The organism is Pseudomonas entomophila (assembly GCF_013523165.1).
Taxonomy (GTDB): Bacteria; Pseudomonadota; Gammaproteobacteria; order Pseudomonadales; family Pseudomonadaceae; genus Aquipseudomonas; species Aquipseudomonas entomophila_A.
In genome coordinates this window covers 58,449-78,182 of record NZ_JAAMQI010000020.1, presented here as the reverse complement: position 1 = coordinate 78,182, position 19,734 = coordinate 58,449, and the positions used below count along the sequence as shown (strand labels likewise).

The following is a 19,734-nucleotide window of genomic DNA, read 5'->3' as shown; positions in this document are numbered from 1 at the left end:
TGGGCCCACAAGATTTGGAAAGCAGCCCCTCACCCCAGCGGGCAGCGCAACACCAACCGTGCCCCGCCCAGTGCGCCAGCGCCCACCTCCAGCTGGAACCCGTGCAAGTCCACGATCGCCGCGACGATCGACAACCCCAGGCCGAACCCCGCATGACGATGGCCTTCTTCGCTGCGGTAGAACCGCTTCAGCACCGCCTGCCGTTCCTCCTCCGGGATGCCCGGCCCACTGTCCTCCACCGCAATGCACAGCGTCTTGCCTTCGACCGCGGCGTCGAGCCGCACCTGCCCGCCTTCGGGGGTGAACTTGATGGCATTGCCGAGCAGGTTGGCCAGCGCTTCGAACAGCAGTTCCCGGTCCCCATGCACCGACGGCAACCGATCGGGCTGGGCCAGCGTCAGGCCGATCCCGCCGTCTTCGGCCAGGGGCAAGTAGAAATCGTGCAGCTCCACCAGCAGCCCGGCCGGATCGATGTCCACGAATCCGGCGCGGCGGCGCCGGTCTTCCAGTTCGCTGATGCGCAGCAGCCCGCGAAAACGCGCCATCAAAGTGTCGGTCTCGCTGATGGCCTGGTCCAGGGCGGGCGCGTCGGCCCAGTCATCGCCATTCTGCTGGCGGATACGGTACAGCTGCGCCCGCAGGCGCGTGAGCGGGGTGCGCAGGTCATGGGCGATGTTGTCGCAGACACCCTTGACCTCGTGCATCAGGCGCTCGATGCGGTCGAGCATGGCATTGACGATGGCCGCCAGCATGTCCAGTTCGTCACGGCGGCTGGACAGCGGTAGCCGGTGGGTCAGGTCGCCCGCGACGATCAGCTCGGCACTGGCCTGCACCGCGCGGATGCGCTTGAGCGGCCTGCGCCGCAGCAGGTACCAGCCGGCGAAACCCGGGATCAGGGTCAGTGAAATGCCCCAGAGCAGGGCGTGCAGGATGATGCGCGTGACCACGAACAGCGAGCCGTTGTCGCGCACCAGTACCAGCCAGCGACCGTCCTGGACCTTGATTGCCACAGCGTCACAGCTGTCGCGCGGCACGTGGGGATCGTCAGCGTCCAGGCAGCGGTCGAGTTCGTGCACGCGGCCATCGAGCGGCAGCTCGTCGGGGATGGCGCGGATCCGCCCGCCGACCGGGTGCAGGTGGGCATCGAACAGGCCATAAGCGTCGAAGCTGCGCTCTTCGAACGCCTGGCTGGCGATCAGCGCATCGTCCAGCTGCTTGCCGCTCATGTGGGTGAACAGGTGCTGACGCTGCAGCATGGAGTGCCGGGTCAACTTGTTCAGGTAGTCGGACACCTCGTAGTAGAGCACCCCCATGAGGATGCAGCTCCAGGTCACGAACAGAAAGCTGTACAGCGCCAGCAGCCGGCTGGTGGACGAACTCCAGCCCTTAGACGGGTTCGGCAATTGCATAGCCGGAACCTCGCACGGTGCGGATCAGCGGCGTCTGGCCGGGTGAGTCGATCTTCTTGCGCAGGCGCCCGATGTGCACGTCGATCAGGTTGGTTCCCGGGTCGAAGTGATAGCCCCACACTTCCTCGAAAATCATCATCCGCGTGATCACCTGGCCGGCATGGCGCATCAGGTATTCCAGCAGCTTGTACTCGGTCGGCAGCAGGTTCAAGGTCTGCTCGCCGCGGCGTGCTTCATGGCTGATCAGGTCCAGCTCCAGGTCGGCGACCTGCAGGCGGGTCTGGGTCATCGGCACGCTGTTGCGGCGCAGCAGCACTTCGACCCGTGCTGCCATCTCGTCGGAGGCGAAGGGCTTGGTCAGGTAGTCGTCACCGCCGGCGCGCAGCCCGCGTACGCGCTCGTCGACGTCCGACAGCGCGCTGATCATCAGGATCGGGGTAGCGATCTTCAGGCCGCGCAGGGTGGTGACGATGGTCAGGCCGTCGACCTCGGGCAGCATGCGGTCCACGGTGATGAGGTCGTAACCCCCGGCGATGGCCTTGGCCAGGCCTTCGCGGCCATTGTCCGCCCAGTCCACGTCCAGGCCGTGGGTGGACAGTTCGGCGACGATTTCCTGCGCCGTGACGGCGTCGTCTTCGATGGTCAGTACGCGAGGCATGCAGGTTCCTGGGCAGCGGGGGAAAGCACGATTGTGCCAAACAATGGACAGCGCCCAGTTTAAGAAAAATTCATCTGCGTGTGCAGGCTCGATCAGGCCAGCGCAGGGCGACCTGATCGAGGGCAGGGCAGGTCAGGCGACCTTGACGATCCAGCCGGCGGGCGCCTCGACGTCACCGCTCTGGATGCCGGTCAGTTCGGCGTACAGCTTCTGGGTGACCGGGCCGACCTTTTCCAGGTCATGGAAGACGTGCAGCGAACCGTTGTACTCGATCCCGCCGATCGGCGTGATCACGGCGGCGGTGCCACAGGCGCCGGCTTCGATGAAGCGGCCCAGGTTGTCGATCTCCACATCGCCTTCGACCACGGTCAGGCCCAGGCGCGAGGCGGCCAGTTCCATCAGCGACAGGCGGGTGATGCCCGGCAGCACCGAGGCGGACTTGGGCGTGACGAATTCGTTGTCGGCGGTGATGCCGAAGAAGTTCGCCGAGCCGACTTCCTCGATCTTGGTGTGGGTCAGCGGGTCCAGGTAGATCGCATCGGCGAAGCTGCGCTGCTTGGCCTCGGCGCCAGGTTGCAGGCTGGCGGCGTAGTTGCCGCCGACCTTGGCTGCACCAGTGCCCTGCGGGGCGGCACGGTCGAAGTTGGAGATCATGAAGTTGTGGGGCTTCATGCCGCCCTTGAAGTACGAACCGACCGGGATGGCGAAGATCGAGAAGATGAACTCGGGCGCGGTCCGCACGCCGACGTTGTCGCCCACGCCGATGACGAAGGGACGCAGGTACAGCGCGCCCTTGCCGTGCGGCGGGATGAACCGGTCGTTGGCCTTGACCACCTGCTTGCACGCCTCGATGAACACCTCGGTCGGCACGTGCGGCATCAGCAGGCGGGCACAGCTGCGCTGCATGCGCGCGGCGTTCTGGTCAGGACGGAACAGGTTCACCGACCCGTCCTTGCAGCGGTAGGCCTTCAGGCCCTCGAAGCATTGCTGGCCGTAGTGCAGCGCGGTGGAACCCTCGCTGATGTGCAGGACGTTGTCGTCGGTCAGGGTGCCTTGATCCCATTGGCCATCGCGCCAGACGGACAGGTAGCGCTTGTCGGTCTTGATGTAGTCGAAGCCCAGCTTGTCCCAATTAATGCTTTCGTTGCTCATGACACCCTCGATTGTCTTGCAGCTGCCTGAACGGTCAGGTGCTTCGGTTTGCGCACTGGGCAACGATAATACATCCGGGGTGGATCGGAAACGCTTGGCCATCAATTGAGGGCAGGGGGGTGTGTCCTGTCGCAGAAGAAGAAGGGCAAGAGGACGAGAAGAGGCTGTTGGAAGGCTGGCAGCTATCGGTGTTCTTGCCACCGCCATCGCGGGCAAGCCCGCTCCCGCACGGTGCCCGTGACAACCGGCATTATCGCAGTGTGGCGACGGGTGTAGCAGCGGTGCCTGTGTCGCGACTGTACGATCAATGCACTGATGTATGCCCAGACCGGCGGCCGGGTGGGAGCGGGCTTGCCCGCGATGACGGCCGTGAACGCACCGTCGCGCCCACCGCTGCACTCGCTCCCTCGTCCGGCACCGTTACAAGATCGGCTTGCCCCCGGTGATGCCATAACGGCTACCGGTGATGTAGCTGCTCTCGTCCGAGGCCAGCAGCACATAGATGGGCGCCACCTCCACCGGCTGTCCGGCACGCCCCAGCGGCGTCTGCTCACCGAAGTGGCTGGCCTGCTCTGGCGGCATGGTGGACACGATCAGCGGCGTCCAGATCGGCCCGGGCGCCACGCTGTTCACGCGGATGCCCTTGGGCCCGATCATCTGCGCCAGGCCGGCGGTGAAGTTGGCGATGGCGCCCTTGGTCGCCGCGTAGGCCAGCAGGGTCGGGGTCGGCGAGTCGGAATTGACCGAGGTGGTGTTGATGATCGAGCCGCCTTTGGGCATGTGCGGCAGGGCAGCCTTGCACAGCCGGAACATGGCCGTCATGTTGATATCGAAGGTCTTGACCCACTCCTCGTCGGAGATGTCTTCGATCGACTCGTGACTCATCTGGAAGGCGGCATTGTTGACCAGCACGTCGATGCGGCCGAAGGCGTCGACGGTCTTGTCGATCAGCGCGTCGCAGGTGGCCTTCTGGGCGATGTCACCCGGCAGCAGGATGCAGGTGCGGCCTGCGTCGCGTACCCACTTGGCGGTCTCTTCGGCATCCTGGTGCTCGTCCAGGTACGCCACCGCGACATCCGCTCCCTCGCGGGCGAAGGCGATCGCCACGGCACGGCCGATGCCGCTGTCGCCGCCGGTGATCAGGGCGACCTTGCCCTTGAGGCGATCATGACCGACATAGGTCTTCTCCCCGCAATCGGGCAGCGGGTTCATCTGGTGTTGGTTGCCCGGCACCTGTTGCGGCTGCTCCGGGAATGGCGGGAAGGGATACTCGCGCATGGTTGCGTTCCTCGTGACGAATGAACTGGACCTAACGTGTGAATGCGCCTGGCCGCCGGGGTTGTATCGCAGCGCATGCACATGCGACGAATGGCACCTGTGCCCCGAGGGTGTCGAGTCGGTGCAGAGCCTCTGGCCAATGACGTGTATGTAAATATGTCCACTGGGAATCTGTCTCCTGGAAGCGCTGTCCGATGCGGCAAGAGGTCCACGCGTGCTAGCGTGCGCCAGGCAGCCGACGATGCCGCCCCACGTTCATCCATGGAGACGATGCTATGAAAGCAGTGCTACTGACCGCCTTGCTGGCGACCACGGGTCTGGCCCAGGCCGCCGAGACCGTCGAACTCAAACTGGCCGGCCCTGAGGGCGCCGGCAAGTCGATCGGCACCATCACCATCGAGCAGAACAAATACGGCGCCCTGTTGACGCCCAAGCTGACCGACCTGCCGCCTGGCGTGCACGGCTTCCACCTGCACCAGAAACCGGACTGTGGCGTGGCCCAGGACAACGGCAAGGCCGTTCCGGCCGGCGCCGCAGGCGGGCACTGGGACCCTGACTCCACCAACGCCCACAAAGGCCCCTACGACGACAGCGGCCACCGCGGCGACCTGCCTGCGCTGTACGTCGGTGCCGATGGCAAGGCCACCTACCCGGTACTGGCACCGCGCCTGAAGGCGGAAGACTTCAAAGGCCACGCCCTGATGGTGCACGTGGGCGGCGACAACCACAGCGATCATCCCGAGAAGCTGGGCGGCGGCGGTGCGCGCATGGCCTGCGGCGTGGTGCAGTGACCCGTTGAAACGACAGGTCGACGCGACACGTGTCGACCTGCTTTTCGTCAATTTAATGGCATCGATGGCGACAGTTACACGCCGCCATTTCACGAGGCGATGAAATTGTCGGTGAGTTGACGCCTGGCCCTCGAGCTTGCGTTAACCTTGAGGCCCCTGTCCAAGCGGGTGTTCTGCCTGCCTGGGTATCCGGGACTGCCTCGAGGACGTTCACCATCATGCAACGCACTGCTTACCGACCCGACATCGACGGCCTGCGCGCCGTGGCCGTGATCGCCGTGTTCCTTCACCACCTCGGCGCCGCCTGGCTGCCGGGCGGCTTCGTCGGCGTGGACATCTTCTTCGTGATTTCCGGCTACCTGATCACCGCCCAAGTATTCCAGCAGGCCCGCGCCGGGACCTTTTCGCTGCGCCAGTTCTATCAGCGGCGAATCAACCGTATCGTGCCGGCCCTGGCCACCGTGTTGTTCGCCACCCTGGCGCTCGGCGCGGTGCTGCTGTCCCCGGTCGACCTCGAGCGGCTGAGCGCCAATGCCTTGTTCGCCCTGCTGGGTGTGTCCAACCTGTTCATCTGGTTGAAGTACGGCAACTACTTCGCCGCCGATGCCAGTGAAGCGCCGTTGCTGCACACCTGGTCGCTGGGCATCGAAGAGCAGTTCTACATGATCTGGCCCCTCCTGCTGCTGGCCCTGCTGCGGTGGATGCCGCGTCGCTGGCCCTGGCTGCTCGGCCTCGGCCTGCTGGCGACGATCGGGCTGTCGCACTACGGCACCGGCGTGTTCGTCACGGCTTCCTATTACCTGCTGCCGACACGCTTCTTCGAACTGATGCTCGGCGGTTGCCTGGGGATCTGGCATGTCACCCGGCCCATGCCGCTGGCTCGGTACCCGGCCTTGGTCAGTCGTGCGGTGGGCTGGGCACTGGTCGTCGGGTCCCTGGCGCTGATCGGTCCTGGCGCCCCGTTCCCTGGCTTGACCGCGCTGCTGCCTTGTCTGGGCGCGGCGCTGTTGATCCACGCAGGGCACGATGGGCGGCGCGCACGGCTGCTGGGCAGCCGGCCGCTGGTGTTCATCGGCTTGATCTCGTACTCGCTGTACCTGTGGCACTGGCCCTTGATCGCTTACCTCAACTACCTGTCCATTCCCATCGATCCGAGTGTGGGGCTGGCGGTCGTGCTGGCGGCTGTGGTGCTGGCCTGGCTGACCTGGCGCTGGGTCGAACAACCCCTGCGGCGCAGTGGCCTGCAGGCCGGATTCGCCACGGTCTTCGCCCGTCGCTTTGCCTTGCCTGCCGTGTTGTTGGCCGTGGTGAGCGGCGTCATCCAGTGGCAGGGGGGCTTCCCGGCGCGCTTCGGGCCGACGGTCGAGACCCTCGAGGCCATGACCCTGGAGCGTCCCGCCGACAATCGACGCGGCTGTCATGTGCCCAATGCCCTGTACCGTACCGCCCCCGATGCGCAGTGCCGGCTCGGCGCGCCCAAGGCGCAGCTCGACGGCATCCTGGTCGGGGATTCGTTCGCCAACCACTTCACCGGCATGGTCGATCTGCTGGCGCGGCCCGATGGGGTCAGCCTCATGGACTACACCATGGACGGGTGCGCGCCGATCCTGGGCTACAACGTCGACATGTCCAAGGTCTACGCCGAGCACTGCGCGCAGCGCAATGCCAGGGTCTATGCGCTGATCGAAGCCCAGCGCTATCCCTACGTGGTATTGGCGGGCAGTTGGCCCTCGGACGAGGCCGCAGGCGAGCCGATCGCGGCCAGCCTGGAGCGGGTGGTCAAGAGCACTGGCCAGGTCATCGTGATCCTGAACAACCAGGCGATCCAGAATGCAGCGACCTGCCCGGTGCGCCAGCTGATGTTCGCGACGCCGCGCACCTGTGACGCCGCCCAGGCCGCGCGTCCGCAGTACTGGGCCACGCTGCGCGCACGGTTCCCGCAGGTGCGTTTCATCGACCCTAACCAAGTCATCTGCGCACAGGGGCGTTGCCGCTCGCTGATCGACGGCAAGCTGCTGTACCTGGACAACGCCCACCTCAACGAGGTCGGCTCGCGGTACATCGGCAAGACGCTGCTGGAGCGCGGCTACTCGCTGCTGAACGATCCGCCGGCGCGGTCCTGATCGAAGGCCAGGTCTGCCGACCTGCGCGTGGCAAAGGTGGGCCAATAAAAGGGCAGCCCGTGGGCTGCCCGATCATGGCGGGGGGCAGGGGGATCAGACGCGATCTGCCCAGACCGTCTGCACGTTGCAGAACTCGCGCAGGCCGAAGTGCGACAGCTCGCGGCCGAACCCGCTCTTCTTCACGCCCCCGAAGGCGACGCGGGGGTCCGAGGCGCAGTAGCCGTTGATGAACACCGCACCGGTGTCCAGCGCCGCGGTCATGCGCTCGGCCAGGGCCAGGTCGGCCGTGTAGATCGTCGACGCCAGGCCGAAGTCGCTGTCGTTGGCCAGTTCCACGGCATGCTCGGCATCCCGGGCGGCGGTGATCGCCGCCACCGGCCCGAACAGCTCCTGGCGGAACGCGGTCATCGACGGCGTCACGTCGCCCAGCACGGTCGGGGCATAGTAGTTGCCGACACCGTCCTGCTTGTGCCCGCCCAGCAGCAGCGTGGCACCTTCGGCCAGCGAGGCCTGCACCTGACCGTCGAGCTCGTCACGCAGGTCGAAGCGTGCCATCGGGCCGACGTAGGTGTCCTCGTCCAGCGGGTTGCCGACCGTCAGGCGACGGGTCGCTTCGACGAAGCGCTGAGTGAACTCCTCGAGCACGCTCTGCTCGACGATCATGCGCTTGGCCGCCGCGCACACTTGGCCGGTGTTCTGGTAACGCCCGATGACCGCCGCCTGCACGGCCGCATCCAGGTCGGCATCGGCCAGCACGATGAACGGGTCGGAGCCGCCCAGCTCCAGGACGCACTTCTTCAGCGCGGCGCCCGCCTGGGCACCGATGGCCATGCCAGCACGCACGCTGCCGGTCAGGGTGACGGCGGCGATACGCGGGTCGTTGATCGCCTGGGTCACGCCCTCGGCGGTGACGTTGATCACTTCCAGCACGCCCTCCGGCAGGCCGGCCGCCTGGCAGGCGTCACGCAGCAGGTAGGCGCTGCCCATCACGTTGGGGGCATGCTTGAGCACGTACGTGTTGCCTGCCAGCACGGCCGGTACGGCGCCGCGCAGCACTTGCCACAGCGGGAAGTTCCACGGCATCACCGCCAGGATCGGGCCCAGCGGGCGGTATTCGATCCGGGCCTTTTCCACCTGGGTGGCTTCTGGAGCGAGCATGGCCGGGCCGTGTTCGGCGTACCACTGGCACAGGTTGACGCACTTGGCCACTTCGCCACGCGCCTGGGCGATGGGCTTGCCGATCTCGCGGGTGATCATCACCGCCAGGGCCTCGGCATTGGCCTGCAAGGCTGCAGCCAGGCGCGTCAGGTGTTCGCTGCGCTGCGCCAGCGACGTGCGCCGCCAGCTGTCATAGCCGACCTTGGCCCGTTGCAGCGCCGCGTCCAGTGCGGCGGCGTCCTCGAAAGCGTAATGCCCGATCTGTTCGTCCGTGTGCGGGTCGACGGAAATGGCATGGGTCTGGCTCGTGATATCGCGCATGGCAGGCTACTCGTCGTGGTGGACAGTGAGGTCAGAATACGGACGTATCGGTTTTATGAAAACTGAATAATAATGACCGAAACGTTCACGATTGGAGAAAGGTCATGGACTTGGTACAGCTGGAGATCTTCAAGGCCGTGGCCGAGCACGGCAGCATCAGTGGCGCAGCGCAGCAGATCCACCGGGTGCCTTCCAACCTGACCACCCGCATCAAGCAACTGGAACAGGATCTGGGGGTGGAGCTGTTCATTCGCGAAAAGCACCGCCTGCGCCTGTCGCCGGCCGGGTGGAATTTCCTGGAGTACACCCGGCGCATCCTGGACCTGGTGCACGAGGCACGCTCGACGGTGGCCGGTGACGATCCGCAGGGCACCTTCGCCCTGGGTTCGCTGGAAAGCACAGCGGCGGTTCGCATCCCTGGCCTGCTCGCGGCCTACAACCAACGCTACCCCAAGGTCGACCTGGACCTGTCCACTGGGCCGTCCGGCACCATGCTCGAAGGCGTGTTGAGCGGTCGGCTGGTGGCTGCCTTCGTCGATGGGCCCGTGCTGCACCCGACCCTGGAGGGCATGGCGGTGTTCGAGGAAGAGATGGTCGTCATCGCGCCGCTCAACCACCCACCGGTCACCCGCGCCCAGGACGTCAACGGCCAGAGCATCTATGCGTTTCGCGCCAACTGCTCCTACCGTCATCATTTCGAGCGCTGGTTCGTCTGCGACGAGGCGGTGCCGGGCAAGATCCACGAGATGGAGTCCTACCATGGCATGCTCGCCTGCGTCAGTGCCGGGGCAGGGCTGGCCCTCATGCCGCGCAGCATGCTCGACAGCATGCCCGGATGCAGCACGGTGAGCGTCTGGCCCTTGTCCGAGGACTTTCGCCTGCTCAAGACCTGGCTGGTCTGGCGCCGCGGCACGGTGTCGCGCAGCTTGAGCACGTTCGTGGCGTTGCTGGAGGAGCGCCGGGATCGGCAGGGGGCATGAGGGCGGTGCAGGCTGGGCGCAGGGTCGAGCAGGGTGGCTCTCGTTCAGGCGCTGAGGTGTTGGCTGCTTTGTGGGCCCTTCGGTCCCAATCGCGGCCGGTCCGGCGCCCCGGCAGGGGCCGCTCCTACCCCCGTAGTCCTGCCGCAGTAATACAGGCAATTGCGGGCCCATGTGCGGCCCCTGTGCCGCGATTGGGACCGCAGGGCCCACAAAAACAGCCCATGCGAGGGTGCAGAAAGCACGCCCCCACAGAGCCTCTTACTTTTCCGTGATCATACTGATACGGCTACAGGTGGAGAGGCTTGCCAGCGAGGGTGGCAGGACAGGCGCCTTCACACGCCGGTACGTCGCCTGTCAGCCACTCGGGCAGGCTCAGGCGACATCCACCAGCACCACCTCGCTGTCCTCCAGCGCCTCCACACGAATGACGGGTTCGCCTTCGATCGCCACGCCGTCGCGGGTCTCGGCCAGCAAATCGTTGACCTTGAGACGTCCCTTGGCCGGCACTAGGTAGCCCCGTCGACCCGCCTCGAAGCGGTATTCGATCACCTCTCCGGCGCGCACGGTCGCGGCCGCCAGTCGGGCATCGGCACGAATGCGCAGGCTGTCGGTGTCCTCGTCCCGTCCGCTGGCCAGCGTCACGAACCCTTCGCCGCGCTCCCCCTTGGGAAACGGCCGCGTGCCCCAGGACGGCGTCTCGCCGGTGCGGTCCGGAATGATCCAGATCTGGAACAGCCGCGTATCGACCGCCTCCTGGTTGTACTCGCTGTGCACGATGCCCGTGCCGGCGCTCATCACCTGCACGTCGCCTGCTTCGGTGCGCCCCTGGTTGCCCAGGCTGTCGCGGTGGCTGATGGCGCCTTCACGGACGTACGTGATGATTTCCATGTCGCGGTGCGGGTGCGGTGGGAAGCCGCTGCCCGCCGCGATCAGGTCGTCGTTCCAGACCCGCAGGTTGCCCCAGTGCATGCGCGCTGGATCGTGGTACTCGGCGAAAGAGAAATGATGGCGGGCGTCAAGCCAACCGTGATCGGCATGGCCCAGGCTGTCGAAGCGACGAAGATGCAGCATGGTCGGACTCCAGAAGGTGATGAATGAAGCCATGGTGCACCGGCCAAACATCTAAAAAAAGCGTAAATATTGGCTAATGAGCATCATATAAATCGATTGATACCGAGCCCTCTCTTTTTTGCCCTGGGGCGGCCAAGTCTCTGATCTCTTTGCAAACACTGGCCATTTCATCGACTTACCGCCACCATGCAGCCTGATTCGTTTCCTGTCCGGAGTGACCGTGTCCGTCGACCCATCCCAGCCGCTGCCCGATCTTCTGCCGACGGCGCAATTGCCCTGGTTCCGCCGCGTCATCGCGCGCCTGTTCGGCGGGGGCCTGTCCCGGTTACGGGCACAGCACCTGGAATCCTGGCACCTGGGGCATCGCGCCGGGTGGTCCGACGGTCAGGCCGAAGGCCTGCAGCACGCGTTCGAGCAGGGGCACCGTGAGGGGCTGGAAGCCGGCCGCCAGGTGCTGGTCATCCGCGACCATCGCCATCTGGCGCCTGCACGCCCAGGTGAAGACGATCACCTGTTCGACGACTGGCGCCTGCCGATCACCCGTGAGCTGAAGAAGCGGTTCAAGGCCGATGTGGCTGCACGCCTGCCTGCACACGCCCAGCCCAGCCCGGCGCAGTGGAAGATGATCTTCAGCGACACACCGTCCACCTGCGTGGTCGCAGGGGCTGGCGCCGGCAAGTCGACCTCGCTGGTGCTGCGCATCCTGCTGCTTCAGCACTACCTGGGCTACGAGCCTGACGCCATGACCGTGGTCACCTTCACCCGTGAATCGCGCAAGGATTTCATCCAGCGGCTGCGCCAGGTCTTCGACGGCTGGGGCGTGGCGCCGACGCCCGCCCAGGCGCGCGAGTTGGTGCGCACCTTCCATTCGCGGCTCTTGCCGCTGGTGCGCAGCCTGCCCGGTTTCGACCGCATGAGCGCCTTCGAGATGCTCGGCAGCCCGGCACAGGAGGCAGACGCGGCCGACGTCGAGAGCAACCCCTTCGACCTGCGCCTGAACGATACCCAGCGCCAGCACTTGAACCGCTGTTATGGGAACCTGCTGGGCAGCCACCCACGGTTCGCCGAACTGGTCGCCACGCTGCGCCAGGATGCGATGCAGCTCAAGCCGCTCGACCCTCAGCACCCCGACGTGCAGAAGCGTGCCCAGGTGACGCAATTGGCCGCCGAGCGCGACGAGGAGCTGTGCGATCTCATCGAAGACCTGTGGTACGCCGCCGGTGCCTGGCCGATCCCGGGCATCGAGCCGTGCCGCGAGGTGGTGCGCATTCGTGGCGGCGATTTCCGGGTTCAAGGCCGCGTCGAAGGCACGGGCGCCTGGGTGATGCTGGGCTTCGATCCGAGCGAATCGGCGCAACGCCAGCGCCCGGGCGCGCGACTGTCGGCGCGGGCCGAGTGGGCCGTCAAGCGCACGCTGTTCCAGGCGTTCTGCGACCAGCCGCTGATCTGGCTGGACACCTACGAGGCCGCCCGGCACTTCGCGCGCGCCTTGGCCGGCGATGCCGTGGCCGGGCCGGGGTTCGAGGTCAGGATCAAGGGCGAGCTGGCGCCTGCCCCGTTGCTGGACGCGTTCGTCAGCGCTGCGGGGTTCATCGAGAACCTCGGGCTGGAGGTCAACGCGGCTGTGGCCGACATGACCTTCCCCCCTGGCGACAGCGATGCCCTGTTCTTTGAAGCGCTGGCCCTGTTCTGGACGGCGTTCGAGGACCACCTGCTCGATCAGTCGCCACCGGTGATGACCTACAACCGCATGTTCGCACTGTTCAGCGAGCGCAATGCCGACAACCTGCGCCTGCTGCCCGATGCGCTGCTACGCCCGCTGACGCACCTGATGGTCGACGAGTTCCAGGACGTCTCGCCGCAGATCGTCAGTTGGCTGCGCGCCAGCCTGGCCGAGATTCGGCGTCGCGGGCCGGCGATGCACGCCGGGCGTACCGTGCAGCATGCCTCGTTGTTGTGCGTGGGCGACGACTGGCAGTCGATCTACGGCTGGCGTGGGAGCTCGCCGACCTATTTCATGCAGTTCGCCGAGCATTTCAAGTCGCCTGCCATGACCCGCGTGATGTTGGTGGAGAACTACCGCAGTCAGCAGCAGGTGATCGACGCGGCCCAGCACCTGGTCAAGGGCACGCCCGCCGTCCCGGGCAAGAAGGCCGTGGCCAGCGGGGTGGCCGCCGAGCTGCCACAGACGCCGGTCCGGGTCATGGACAGGGACGACGACGTGCTTGCCGCGACCCTGCGCGAGCATTACCACCAGGGCGATAGCATCTTGCTGCTGTTCCGCAAGGGCAGCGACCGGCCTCAGGTCGACAAGGCCTTGGCCGACCTGATCGAGCACGATGCACGGCTGCCGGCCGCCGAGCGACGATTGCGCCGGTTGACCTATCACAGTGCGAAGGGCCTGCAAGCCGATACGGTCTTTCTGCTGGGCGATTGCCAGTACCTGACGAGCTCGCCGTACAAGAACCAGGCCTATCGCCTGGCGGGCCTGGGTGACCCAGGGGATGCGCACGCGTTCGATACCGCGCAGCAGCACGAGGTCCAGCGCCTGGCGTACGTCGCGGTGACGCGCGCCATTGGGCACTGCTACTGGTTCGTCGACCCGCCCACCGGCGAGCCTGGTGCACTGGCACGCGCGTCGGCGCGGATCGATGGCACGCAGGCCTGCTTCGAAGACCTGCGTGCTGGCACGCGCATCAGCGGTTCGGATCCTGTTCGGCAGTCAGCTGTGCGATCAGGGCGTCCACCGCTGCCTGTCGAGCAGCGCTGACCCGCTCCACGGCCTGTCGGTACACCTGGTCGGTGAACGTGAGCCGTCGTGGACGTCCTGCCTCATCGAGCGGTGACGATGACAGCGCATCGCTCAGCACGCTGACGACTGACGCGTCCAAGGTGTCCACCAGGGGGCTGTCCGTGTCGAGACAACCGGCAAGGTAGTCCAGGCCGTCGTACCAGCGCGCGTCCAGCGCGTCGAATCGCGCCGCTTCGCGACGGCGCAGGAATCGCTGCCAGGCCGGTTGTGCCGCGATCCAGCGCCGTCGCGCCTGTGCATCGGCGTCCAGCGCCCGGACGGCCTCCTCGACGTTGAACTGCGTGGTCAGCGAGACCTGGGCGGTTTCCCGGTACAGCATGTCCTGACTGGGTTCGGGAAACTCCAGCGACTCGGCCAGGGCTTGACGCAGTGCCAGGCGAATTTCGATGTCGTCCACGCCACCCTCGAGCAACCGCTCGTCACTGATGTCGTCGAGCGCATCGAGCGGGGGCAGGGGAACATCGCTCGCCTGGCCCTGGGCACGTGCGATCAAGACCGCCTGGCGCTCGAGCCGTGCCGCATGAAGGCGCGCGGCCAGGACGTTCACCTGGTCGCGGCGGAACAGGCGCCGGTAGACGTTGAACAGGTACGGGCCAGGCAGGTCGCTCGTGGTGCTCTCGTTGTAGGCCATCGTTTCGATCTGCAGGGCGCTGAAGGCATCGGCCCCCGCATCGCCACAGGTCGCGGGAAAATCGCCGGCGATTTCATTCAGCCGTTCGCGCAGGGCGGTGTCCTCTGCCGCACGTTCCAGCAAGGTCCAGACTTGGGTGCGCAAGGTGCGAAGGTTGTCCCGGGCCTGCGCGGAACGACCCACCCGTTCGATGACCTCGCGCAAGTCACGGTGGGCGTCGTCATCGAACAGGCTGTGCCACACCTCCCGTTGCGCCTCGCGGGCGCCGTCGAGCCAATCCACGTGGCGTGCCGGGTCGGCAAGGGGCTCGTGTTCGAGCACGACCACGCCGGCGGCCGTCAATTGGCGGGCCGTCTCGTCCTCCAGGCCATTGAAGTTGAAGCGCCAGAAGCGCCCGTGAGCGTTGCCGTTCAGCGCGTGTACATAAATCGAGTCGAGCAGCACGGTCAGCCCCGGGACCTGGGTGATGCGGTTCTCGCTCAGATCCAGGTGTTGCAGGGCGCAGTCGGGGCGTTCCATCAAGGCGGTCAGCCCCTCGGGCCAGGCGCTCAGCCCGCAGTCGTGCAGGTGCAGGGTCTGCAAGCGGGCCAGTTGGCCCAGCGCCGGTGCCACGTGCAGGGGGTTGTGCGACAGGTCGAGCGCCTGCAGATTGACCATCTCGCCGATCACCTGGGCCGCGGTCGGCGTCAGGGTGATGCGATTCAGGCGCAGGTTGAGCGACGTCAGCGGCAAGCGTGCCAGTGTCCGCCAATCGTTTTCGGTCATGGTCAGCAGATTGCGTTGCAAGGACAGCTCGGTCAGTGAGCGCAGACCGGCCAGGGCAGTCTCCGCCTGTGCCGACAAACGCTCGAGATGGCCGGCCTCCAGACTCAGCGCGCGCAACCGTGGCGCACTGGACAAGGCCTGGAACAGCGTCTCTGTGTCCAGATCGGGGCTGAAGGCCACGTTCAGTCGCTCAAGTTGCGCAAAGCTCTGCAAGAAGTCGCCCGATATCGAGCGCAATGCCAGACCTCGCAGGTGGAGTCTGCGGACATGATCGAAGCGTGCCGGCAGGAACGGCAGTTCATGTATACGCAGGTTGCTGATCACCAGGTCAGCACCTCCCTCGCGCCGCCAGGCGCGGTTGATGGCCTGGCTGAACAGGTGGCGGTCCTGGCGCTCATCACCCTCGGCCGCCTCGGTCCAGCGCAGCAGGCTCACGGCCAAGGTATCCTGTTCGCGTCGCAGCGCGGACAATTGGTCGGCAAGCGGGCCTCGCGCGCGGAGCTGGGTCAGCAACTGCGTGCGTTCCGTCTCGGTCAGGCTCGGGTAGAGGTCCTGCAGACGGGTCTCGGCAGGGCGCCGCCAGCGCGACAACCGAGGTCGGCCACTGAGTGGATACCCCAGACGCCCATCGCTCAGGCGCAGGGGCGAGCGAAAGCCCGGTTTGATCGGCTGCTGACCCAGCGTGCGCGCCGCCCAGGCGCGACGCCTGCAGGCTGTCTCGAACAGCTGGTCGGCCGGCAGTGCGGGCTCGGCTTCGCGCAAGGCGGCGAACAGGGTCCAGGTGTCGGCGGTGGCCAGGCCAGGGCGGTACAGGCCGAGCAAGGCACGTTCCAGGCGGCAGCGGGCTTGCAGTTGGCGTGCTTCCTCTGCCACCCGCAGCGGCACGCGCCCCGCGTCGAGTTGGCGTTGCTCGGTCTGACTGGCCGCTTCCACCACGGCGTTCAAGGCGTTGTCCGGCACACCGATGAACTGTCGCCCGAGCCAGCGTGCGGCTGCGTTCGGAGCCGCCTGACGCGCGTCATGGAGGCGGGCGAACACGGCCTCACGCTGACCGATCAACGCGTCGGCCAGGACCTGTTGCAAGGTCTGCACCGGTCGCGCCATGGCCGTGCCAGGCGGCAGCAGTGCAGCGAGGGTCCTGGCGTCGATCTGCTCGATCACCACCCTTGCCAGCGCACCCTGGCTCAACTCATCGCGTGTCATCTTCACGATCACGTCGCCTGGCTGTGGGAGGCGCCCGTAACGGACCGACGTTCCCCACTGCTCGCTGCCTTCGAAGACCTCCACGATATGATCCTCGGGCCAACCAGGCAGGTGGGGCAAGGCGGCGACCGCATAGTTCTTGTGCGGGGGCAAGGGCAGACCCTGTCGCACGCGATCGATGAGGTCCTCGACCTCATCGTCGACATTCAAGCGTACGAGCGCATCGGTCAGCAGGACGGGCGGCGGTTCGGCGGCTACATGGCAATGCCGCAGCAATGCGTCGTCGGTGTCGCTCGCACGCAAGGCGGCCATGACGTCGGCCTCCTTCAAGGTTTGGCCGGCCGGACCCAGCCGACGCACCAGGGTCAAGCGATCCCAGTCCAGCGGCGTTTCATGGATCAGGCGCCAGCCCGTGGCCCCGTCATGGACGAAGGCAGGGGCGTAGGCGTCAGGGTCGCTCGGGTGGTGCAGGTGCCAGCGCCCGTCGTCGTCCAGACGCTGTTCGTACCAGCCTTCTTCCAGGCGCACGTAGTGACGACCGTCGAGCACGTACTGGCCGTGGACATTGGGCAGGGTGTCGGGCGGTATCGCGACATCGCTGCGGTAGGCGCCAAGGTCGGGGTGCCAGAGGCGTTCCTGCCCATCGACGAACACGCTCTCCAGGGCATCGATGAACCCGGAGGCCTTCAATGCCACCGAGCCACCGGCCAGTGCGCCGACACTGAGCGCGTTGAGCAGCAGCGACTCCACCTGGCCCAAGGCTTCGGCACGTTGGCCGTCTTCCCAGGCCTCGAAGCCCTGGAAGATGCCATCGAGCAGTTGTGCCGCGCTGACCGCCAGCATCACCTGGCCCAGGCCGGGTACGAACATGGCCGCCACGTTGAGCACGTTCAGTCCTGCATCGAGCCAGTGCTCGAGCAGGGTCAGGCGCGCCTCGGCATCCACGCGGGCCGTGGGCACCACGACGTATTCGGCATCGGCCTTGAGCTTTCGCACGTAGGCCTTGTACAGGTCGCGCCATGGGGTGGTGGGCAACTTGCGCAGTTGCGCCCTGACCCTGGGGGAGTCTACCGGTACCCAGACCGGGTCCCCCAAGTGCTCATGGCGCTCGAAAAGCGCCGATCGCACGTGGGCGTCCAGGGCAGGCTGCTGTGCGAGCAAGGCCTTGCCCAGCAGGTACCGCCGGGCGTCTTCTGCCTGAAGGCCAGCGGCCAGTTGCTTGCCGAGTGCACTGATCGAGTCGAACTCGCGCACGGGCTGATCAGGGTGCCCCGGCATGTACAAGAGACACGGGTTGACCTGATCGCGGCTCTCGGCGCTGATGATCAGCACGTCATGCAGGGGGATGCCGAACAGCTCCAGGCGCTGACAGGTCAAGGGGTGGCCCCTGTAGGTCACGCCAGGCCTTCGATCGCACCAGTCCAGCAGCGTTCGTCGGGCGGCGTGACTGATCAGGCCGCGCAAGGCGGCCACGTGGGTATCCAGTCGAAGTTGGTCGAGGCTGGCCTGGATCCAGGCCTGCTCGATGCCAGTAGCCTGTGCTCCGTGATAGAGATCGGCCAGGTGACGCTGGTAGCGCCCGCCCAGGTCCAGGCGACGGCAGGTACTGACGAAGCGGCCCATGCTCAACCCTGGCAAAGGGGTGTCGTCCGCGGGACCCAGGCGCAAGGTGCTCAGCGGACCGACGGCCTCCAAGCCTTCGAAATTGTGCAAGGCAGCGGCCAGCAGGCTGGTCGCCCGCGCCGGACCATTCGCCGTGACCACCTTCGCAGGCGGCAATGGGTCGCCCGAAGGCGGCAGGCTTTGATCGAGGGGTTCCTGGATCCAGTCCTGCGCCACGGTGAAGGGTTGGAACACGTACTGTGCCGTACCGACCGGTACTTCCAGGCCCAGGGCTTCCTGTAGCAGCGGTGTGGCGAAACTGATCGGGTCGCGCTTGTCACGCATTGCCTTGGCCAAGGACCGTGCACTGGCATTACGGACGCGAAATGCCTCGGCCAGCGTCTGCTTGTCCTGTTCCTCGGCGACGGCGTACCAGCTGAAGAGGGCGCCTTGCTCATCGAAGTAAGGAGGGCGTGCGCCCTTGATCACACGAGAGGCGTCGTGTGGATGCAGGTGTTTGGACCAGTCAGGGAAGGCCCGTGAGATCTGGGCATGATGAAAAGCAGGTGACGTTGCGGTCATGGAGAGGGCTCCTGTGAAAGAAGCCGTCATCCAAGCCGGGCGGGGCGCGGTCAGGGTAGTGAATGACTACCACTGAAGAGACGATGAGGCGCGGCGGTCGTCATGGACGCCACCGCGCTTTCGCATAGCGCCTCATGAGCGCATTCGAACTTGGGCGCGCTCGGTGAAGCTCATGGCTTGGTGGTGGTAGAACCGTCGCCGGTGCGAACGCCGTCCAGATCGCTGTTGCGCTCCGACCCCGTCCCTTTCTGGCCTGGCAAGCCTGGGTTGTCATGCTCCTGGCGAGCAGGTGGGGAGTCAGGCCCGTTGCCCTGGATGCGCGAATCCGGGTTGGTCGGCATGGTGTCCTGGGTAGGGTTCAGGGTGCTGTCGACCCCTGGCGTGGGCGCGCCCTTGTGAGGGTCGTCCGGGTGGGTCGGGCCGGTGCCCACTGCCAAGGCCAGGGGAGAGGCGAGCAGGGCGGCGAGCAGGCAGGTGGTGGTCAGGGATCGCTTCATGGTCAAGCTCCTGTGAAGACGCATCGCTTGCGACGCTGGAATCGGTGGCCAACGCATCTGGCCGGGTGCTTGATCATTGGTGATCCGGCCTGCCGGGTAAGTGCCCTGGGCGCGACAGGCGGTCGTTCGCACACTGGTCGAACCGCTTACGAGACCGTCTTCAACGTCAGCCATGCATCGACTTGGTCGGCCAGTACGGAGGCAGGTTGTAGCGCGTCCAGGGTCAGGGTCAGGGGCTCGTCGACCGGCGGTTCGAGCGTGGCGAACTGGCTATCGATCAGGCTGGGGGCCATGAAGTGGCCCAGGCGCAGGGTCACTCGGTCGCGTGCAGCGGCCGGGCTCAACTCGAGGAACACGAAACCCAGGCCAGGCACGGCCTGGCGCAGCGTGTCGCGGTAGCGACGCTTGAGCGCCGAGCAGGCCAGCACCGGCCGTTCGCCCTGGCGCACCGACGCGCGCAGCGCCTCGCACAGGCGATCCAGCCAGCCGGCCCGGTCGGCATCCTCGAGTGCAATGCCCGCCTGCATCTTCGCGATGCTGTCGGGGCTGTGGAACGCGTCGCCCTCGATCAGGTGGCCGCCGCTGCGCACGGCGATCGCCGTGCCCACGCTGCTCTTGCCACACCCGGACACCCCCATCACCACGATCGCCGTCAGCGAGTCCATCCTGCCTCCTGTGTAGGTCGCGTCATTGTGCTTGCG

12 protein-coding genes and 1 pseudogene are annotated in these 19,734 nt (G+C 66.3%); 4 read left to right on the top strand and 9 right to left on the bottom strand.

What is annotated here, in order from left to right:
- Positions 1-29 precede the first annotated feature (29 nt).
- The 4 genes from G7Z99_RS15665 to G7Z99_RS15650 form a co-directional block, all read right to left on the bottom strand.
- On the bottom strand, positions 30-1,409 hold the full coding sequence (locus G7Z99_RS15665; RefSeq protein ID WP_181095334.1) for a sensor histidine kinase: 1,380 nt from the start codon (positions 1,407-1,409) through the stop codon (positions 30-32).
- A complete protein-coding gene (locus G7Z99_RS15660; RefSeq protein WP_181095332.1) occupies positions 1,387-2,067 on the bottom strand; it encodes a response regulator transcription factor in 681 nt (226 codons plus the stop codon). Before G7Z99_RS15660 ends, G7Z99_RS15665 begins: the two co-directional genes overlap by 23 nt.
- Positions 2,068-2,199: 132 nt before the next feature.
- Positions 2,200-3,219: a branched-chain amino acid aminotransferase gene (locus G7Z99_RS15655; protein WP_181095330.1), complete on the bottom strand. Its 1,020-nt coding sequence runs from the start codon at positions 3,217-3,219 to the stop codon at positions 2,200-2,202.
- A 420-nt stretch (positions 3,220-3,639) separates the two neighbouring features.
- Positions 3,640-4,497, bottom strand: a complete 858-nt coding sequence (locus G7Z99_RS15650) for an SDR family oxidoreductase (protein ID WP_181095328.1) — start codon at positions 4,495-4,497, stop codon at positions 3,640-3,642.
- A gap of 275 nt (positions 4,498-4,772) precedes the next feature.
- Here G7Z99_RS15650 and sodC point away from each other — a divergent pair, with 275 nt between their 5' ends.
- Together sodC and G7Z99_RS15640 are read left to right on the top strand one after the other, a co-directional pair.
- Entirely contained in the window at positions 4,773-5,288 is a 516-nt protein-coding gene (gene sodC, locus G7Z99_RS15645; RefSeq protein ID WP_181095326.1) for a superoxide dismutase family protein, read from the top strand.
- Between the two features lie 218 nt (positions 5,289-5,506).
- A complete protein-coding gene (locus tag G7Z99_RS15640) occupies positions 5,507-7,411 on the top strand; it encodes an acyltransferase family protein (RefSeq protein ID WP_181095324.1) in 1,905 nt (634 codons plus the stop codon).
- Between the two features lie 93 nt (positions 7,412-7,504).
- On the opposite strand, the gene G7Z99_RS15635 is transcribed toward G7Z99_RS15640, so the two are convergent.
- Positions 7,505-8,890: an aldehyde dehydrogenase family protein gene (locus G7Z99_RS15635; RefSeq protein ID WP_181095322.1), complete on the bottom strand. Its 1,386-nt coding sequence runs from the start codon at positions 8,888-8,890 to the stop codon at positions 7,505-7,507.
- Positions 8,891-8,994: 104 nt separating this feature from the next.
- On the opposite strand from G7Z99_RS15635, the gene ptrR reads away from it, so the two are divergent.
- On the top strand, positions 8,995-9,870 hold the full coding sequence (ptrR, locus tag G7Z99_RS15630) for a putrescine utilization regulator PtrR (RefSeq protein ID WP_181095320.1): 876 nt from the start codon (positions 8,995-8,997) through the stop codon (positions 9,868-9,870).
- 372 nt (positions 9,871-10,242) lie between these two features.
- Here the strand turns inward: ptrR and G7Z99_RS15625 are convergent, their stop codons facing one another.
- On the bottom strand, positions 10,243-10,941 hold the full coding sequence (locus tag G7Z99_RS15625; protein WP_181095318.1) for a pirin family protein: 699 nt from the start codon (positions 10,939-10,941) through the stop codon (positions 10,243-10,245).
- A 220-nt stretch (positions 10,942-11,161) separates the two neighbouring features.
- On the opposite strand from G7Z99_RS15625, the pseudogene G7Z99_RS15620 reads away from it, so the two are divergent.
- A pseudogene (locus tag G7Z99_RS15620) lies at positions 11,162-13,624 on the top strand (UvrD-helicase domain-containing protein); the annotation flags it as partial.
- A 13-nt stretch (positions 13,625-13,637) separates the two neighbouring features.
- Here G7Z99_RS15620 and G7Z99_RS15615 read toward each other — a convergent pair.
- From G7Z99_RS15615 to G7Z99_RS15605, 3 genes are all read right to left on the bottom strand, one after another.
- Positions 13,638-18,536 carry an NEL-type E3 ubiquitin ligase domain-containing protein gene (locus G7Z99_RS15615; protein ID WP_181095316.1) on the bottom strand — a complete coding sequence of 1,633 codons (4,899 nt, stop codon included), beginning with the start codon at positions 18,534-18,536 and terminating at the stop codon, positions 13,638-13,640.
- 170 nt (positions 18,537-18,706) lie between these two features.
- On the bottom strand, positions 18,707-19,033 hold the full coding sequence (locus tag G7Z99_RS15610; RefSeq protein WP_181095314.1) for a hypothetical protein: 327 nt from the start codon (positions 19,031-19,033) through the stop codon (positions 18,707-18,709).
- A gap of 146 nt (positions 19,034-19,179) precedes the next feature.
- Complete coding sequence (locus G7Z99_RS15605) at positions 19,180-19,698, bottom strand: gluconokinase (RefSeq protein WP_181095312.1); 519 nt, start codon at positions 19,696-19,698, stop codon at positions 19,180-19,182.
- Positions 19,699-19,734 lie beyond the last annotated feature (36 nt).

Excerpts from the sequence above, each read along its gene's own strand:
- G7Z99_RS15605 (WP_181095312.1), bottom strand. The coding sequence starts at position 19,698 with ATGGACTCGCTGACGGCGATCGTGGTGATGGGGGTGTCCGGGTGTGGC.
- G7Z99_RS15660 (WP_181095332.1), bottom strand. The coding sequence starts at position 2,067 with ATGCCTCGCGTACTGACCATCGAAGACGACGCCGTCACGGCGCAGGAA.
- G7Z99_RS15610 (WP_181095314.1), bottom strand. The coding sequence starts at position 19,033 with ATGAAGCGATCCCTGACCACCACCTGCCTGCTCGCCGCCCTGCTCGCC.
- G7Z99_RS15650 (WP_181095328.1), bottom strand. The coding sequence starts at position 4,497 with ATGCGCGAGTATCCCTTCCCGCCATTCCCGGAGCAGCCGCAACAGGTG.
- G7Z99_RS15665 (WP_181095334.1), bottom strand. The coding sequence starts at position 1,409 with ATGCAATTGCCGAACCCGTCTAAGGGCTGGAGTTCGTCCACCAGCCGG.
- G7Z99_RS15655 (WP_181095330.1), bottom strand. The coding sequence starts at position 3,219 with ATGAGCAACGAAAGCATTAATTGGGACAAGCTGGGCTTCGACTACATC.
- G7Z99_RS15625 (WP_181095318.1), bottom strand. The coding sequence starts at position 10,941 with ATGCTGCATCTTCGTCGCTTCGACAGCCTGGGCCATGCCGATCACGGT.
- ptrR (WP_181095320.1), top strand. The coding sequence starts at position 8,995 with ATGGACTTGGTACAGCTGGAGATCTTCAAGGCCGTGGCCGAGCACGGC.
- G7Z99_RS15635 (WP_181095322.1), bottom strand. The coding sequence starts at position 8,890 with ATGCGCGATATCACGAGCCAGACCCATGCCATTTCCGTCGACCCGCAC.
- sodC (WP_181095326.1), top strand. The coding sequence starts at position 4,773 with ATGAAAGCAGTGCTACTGACCGCCTTGCTGGCGACCACGGGTCTGGCC.
- G7Z99_RS15615 (WP_181095316.1), bottom strand. The coding sequence starts at position 18,536 with ATGACCGCAACGTCACCTGCTTTTCATCATGCCCAGATCTCACGGGCC.
- G7Z99_RS15640 (WP_181095324.1), top strand. The coding sequence starts at position 5,507 with ATGCAACGCACTGCTTACCGACCCGACATCGACGGCCTGCGCGCCGTG.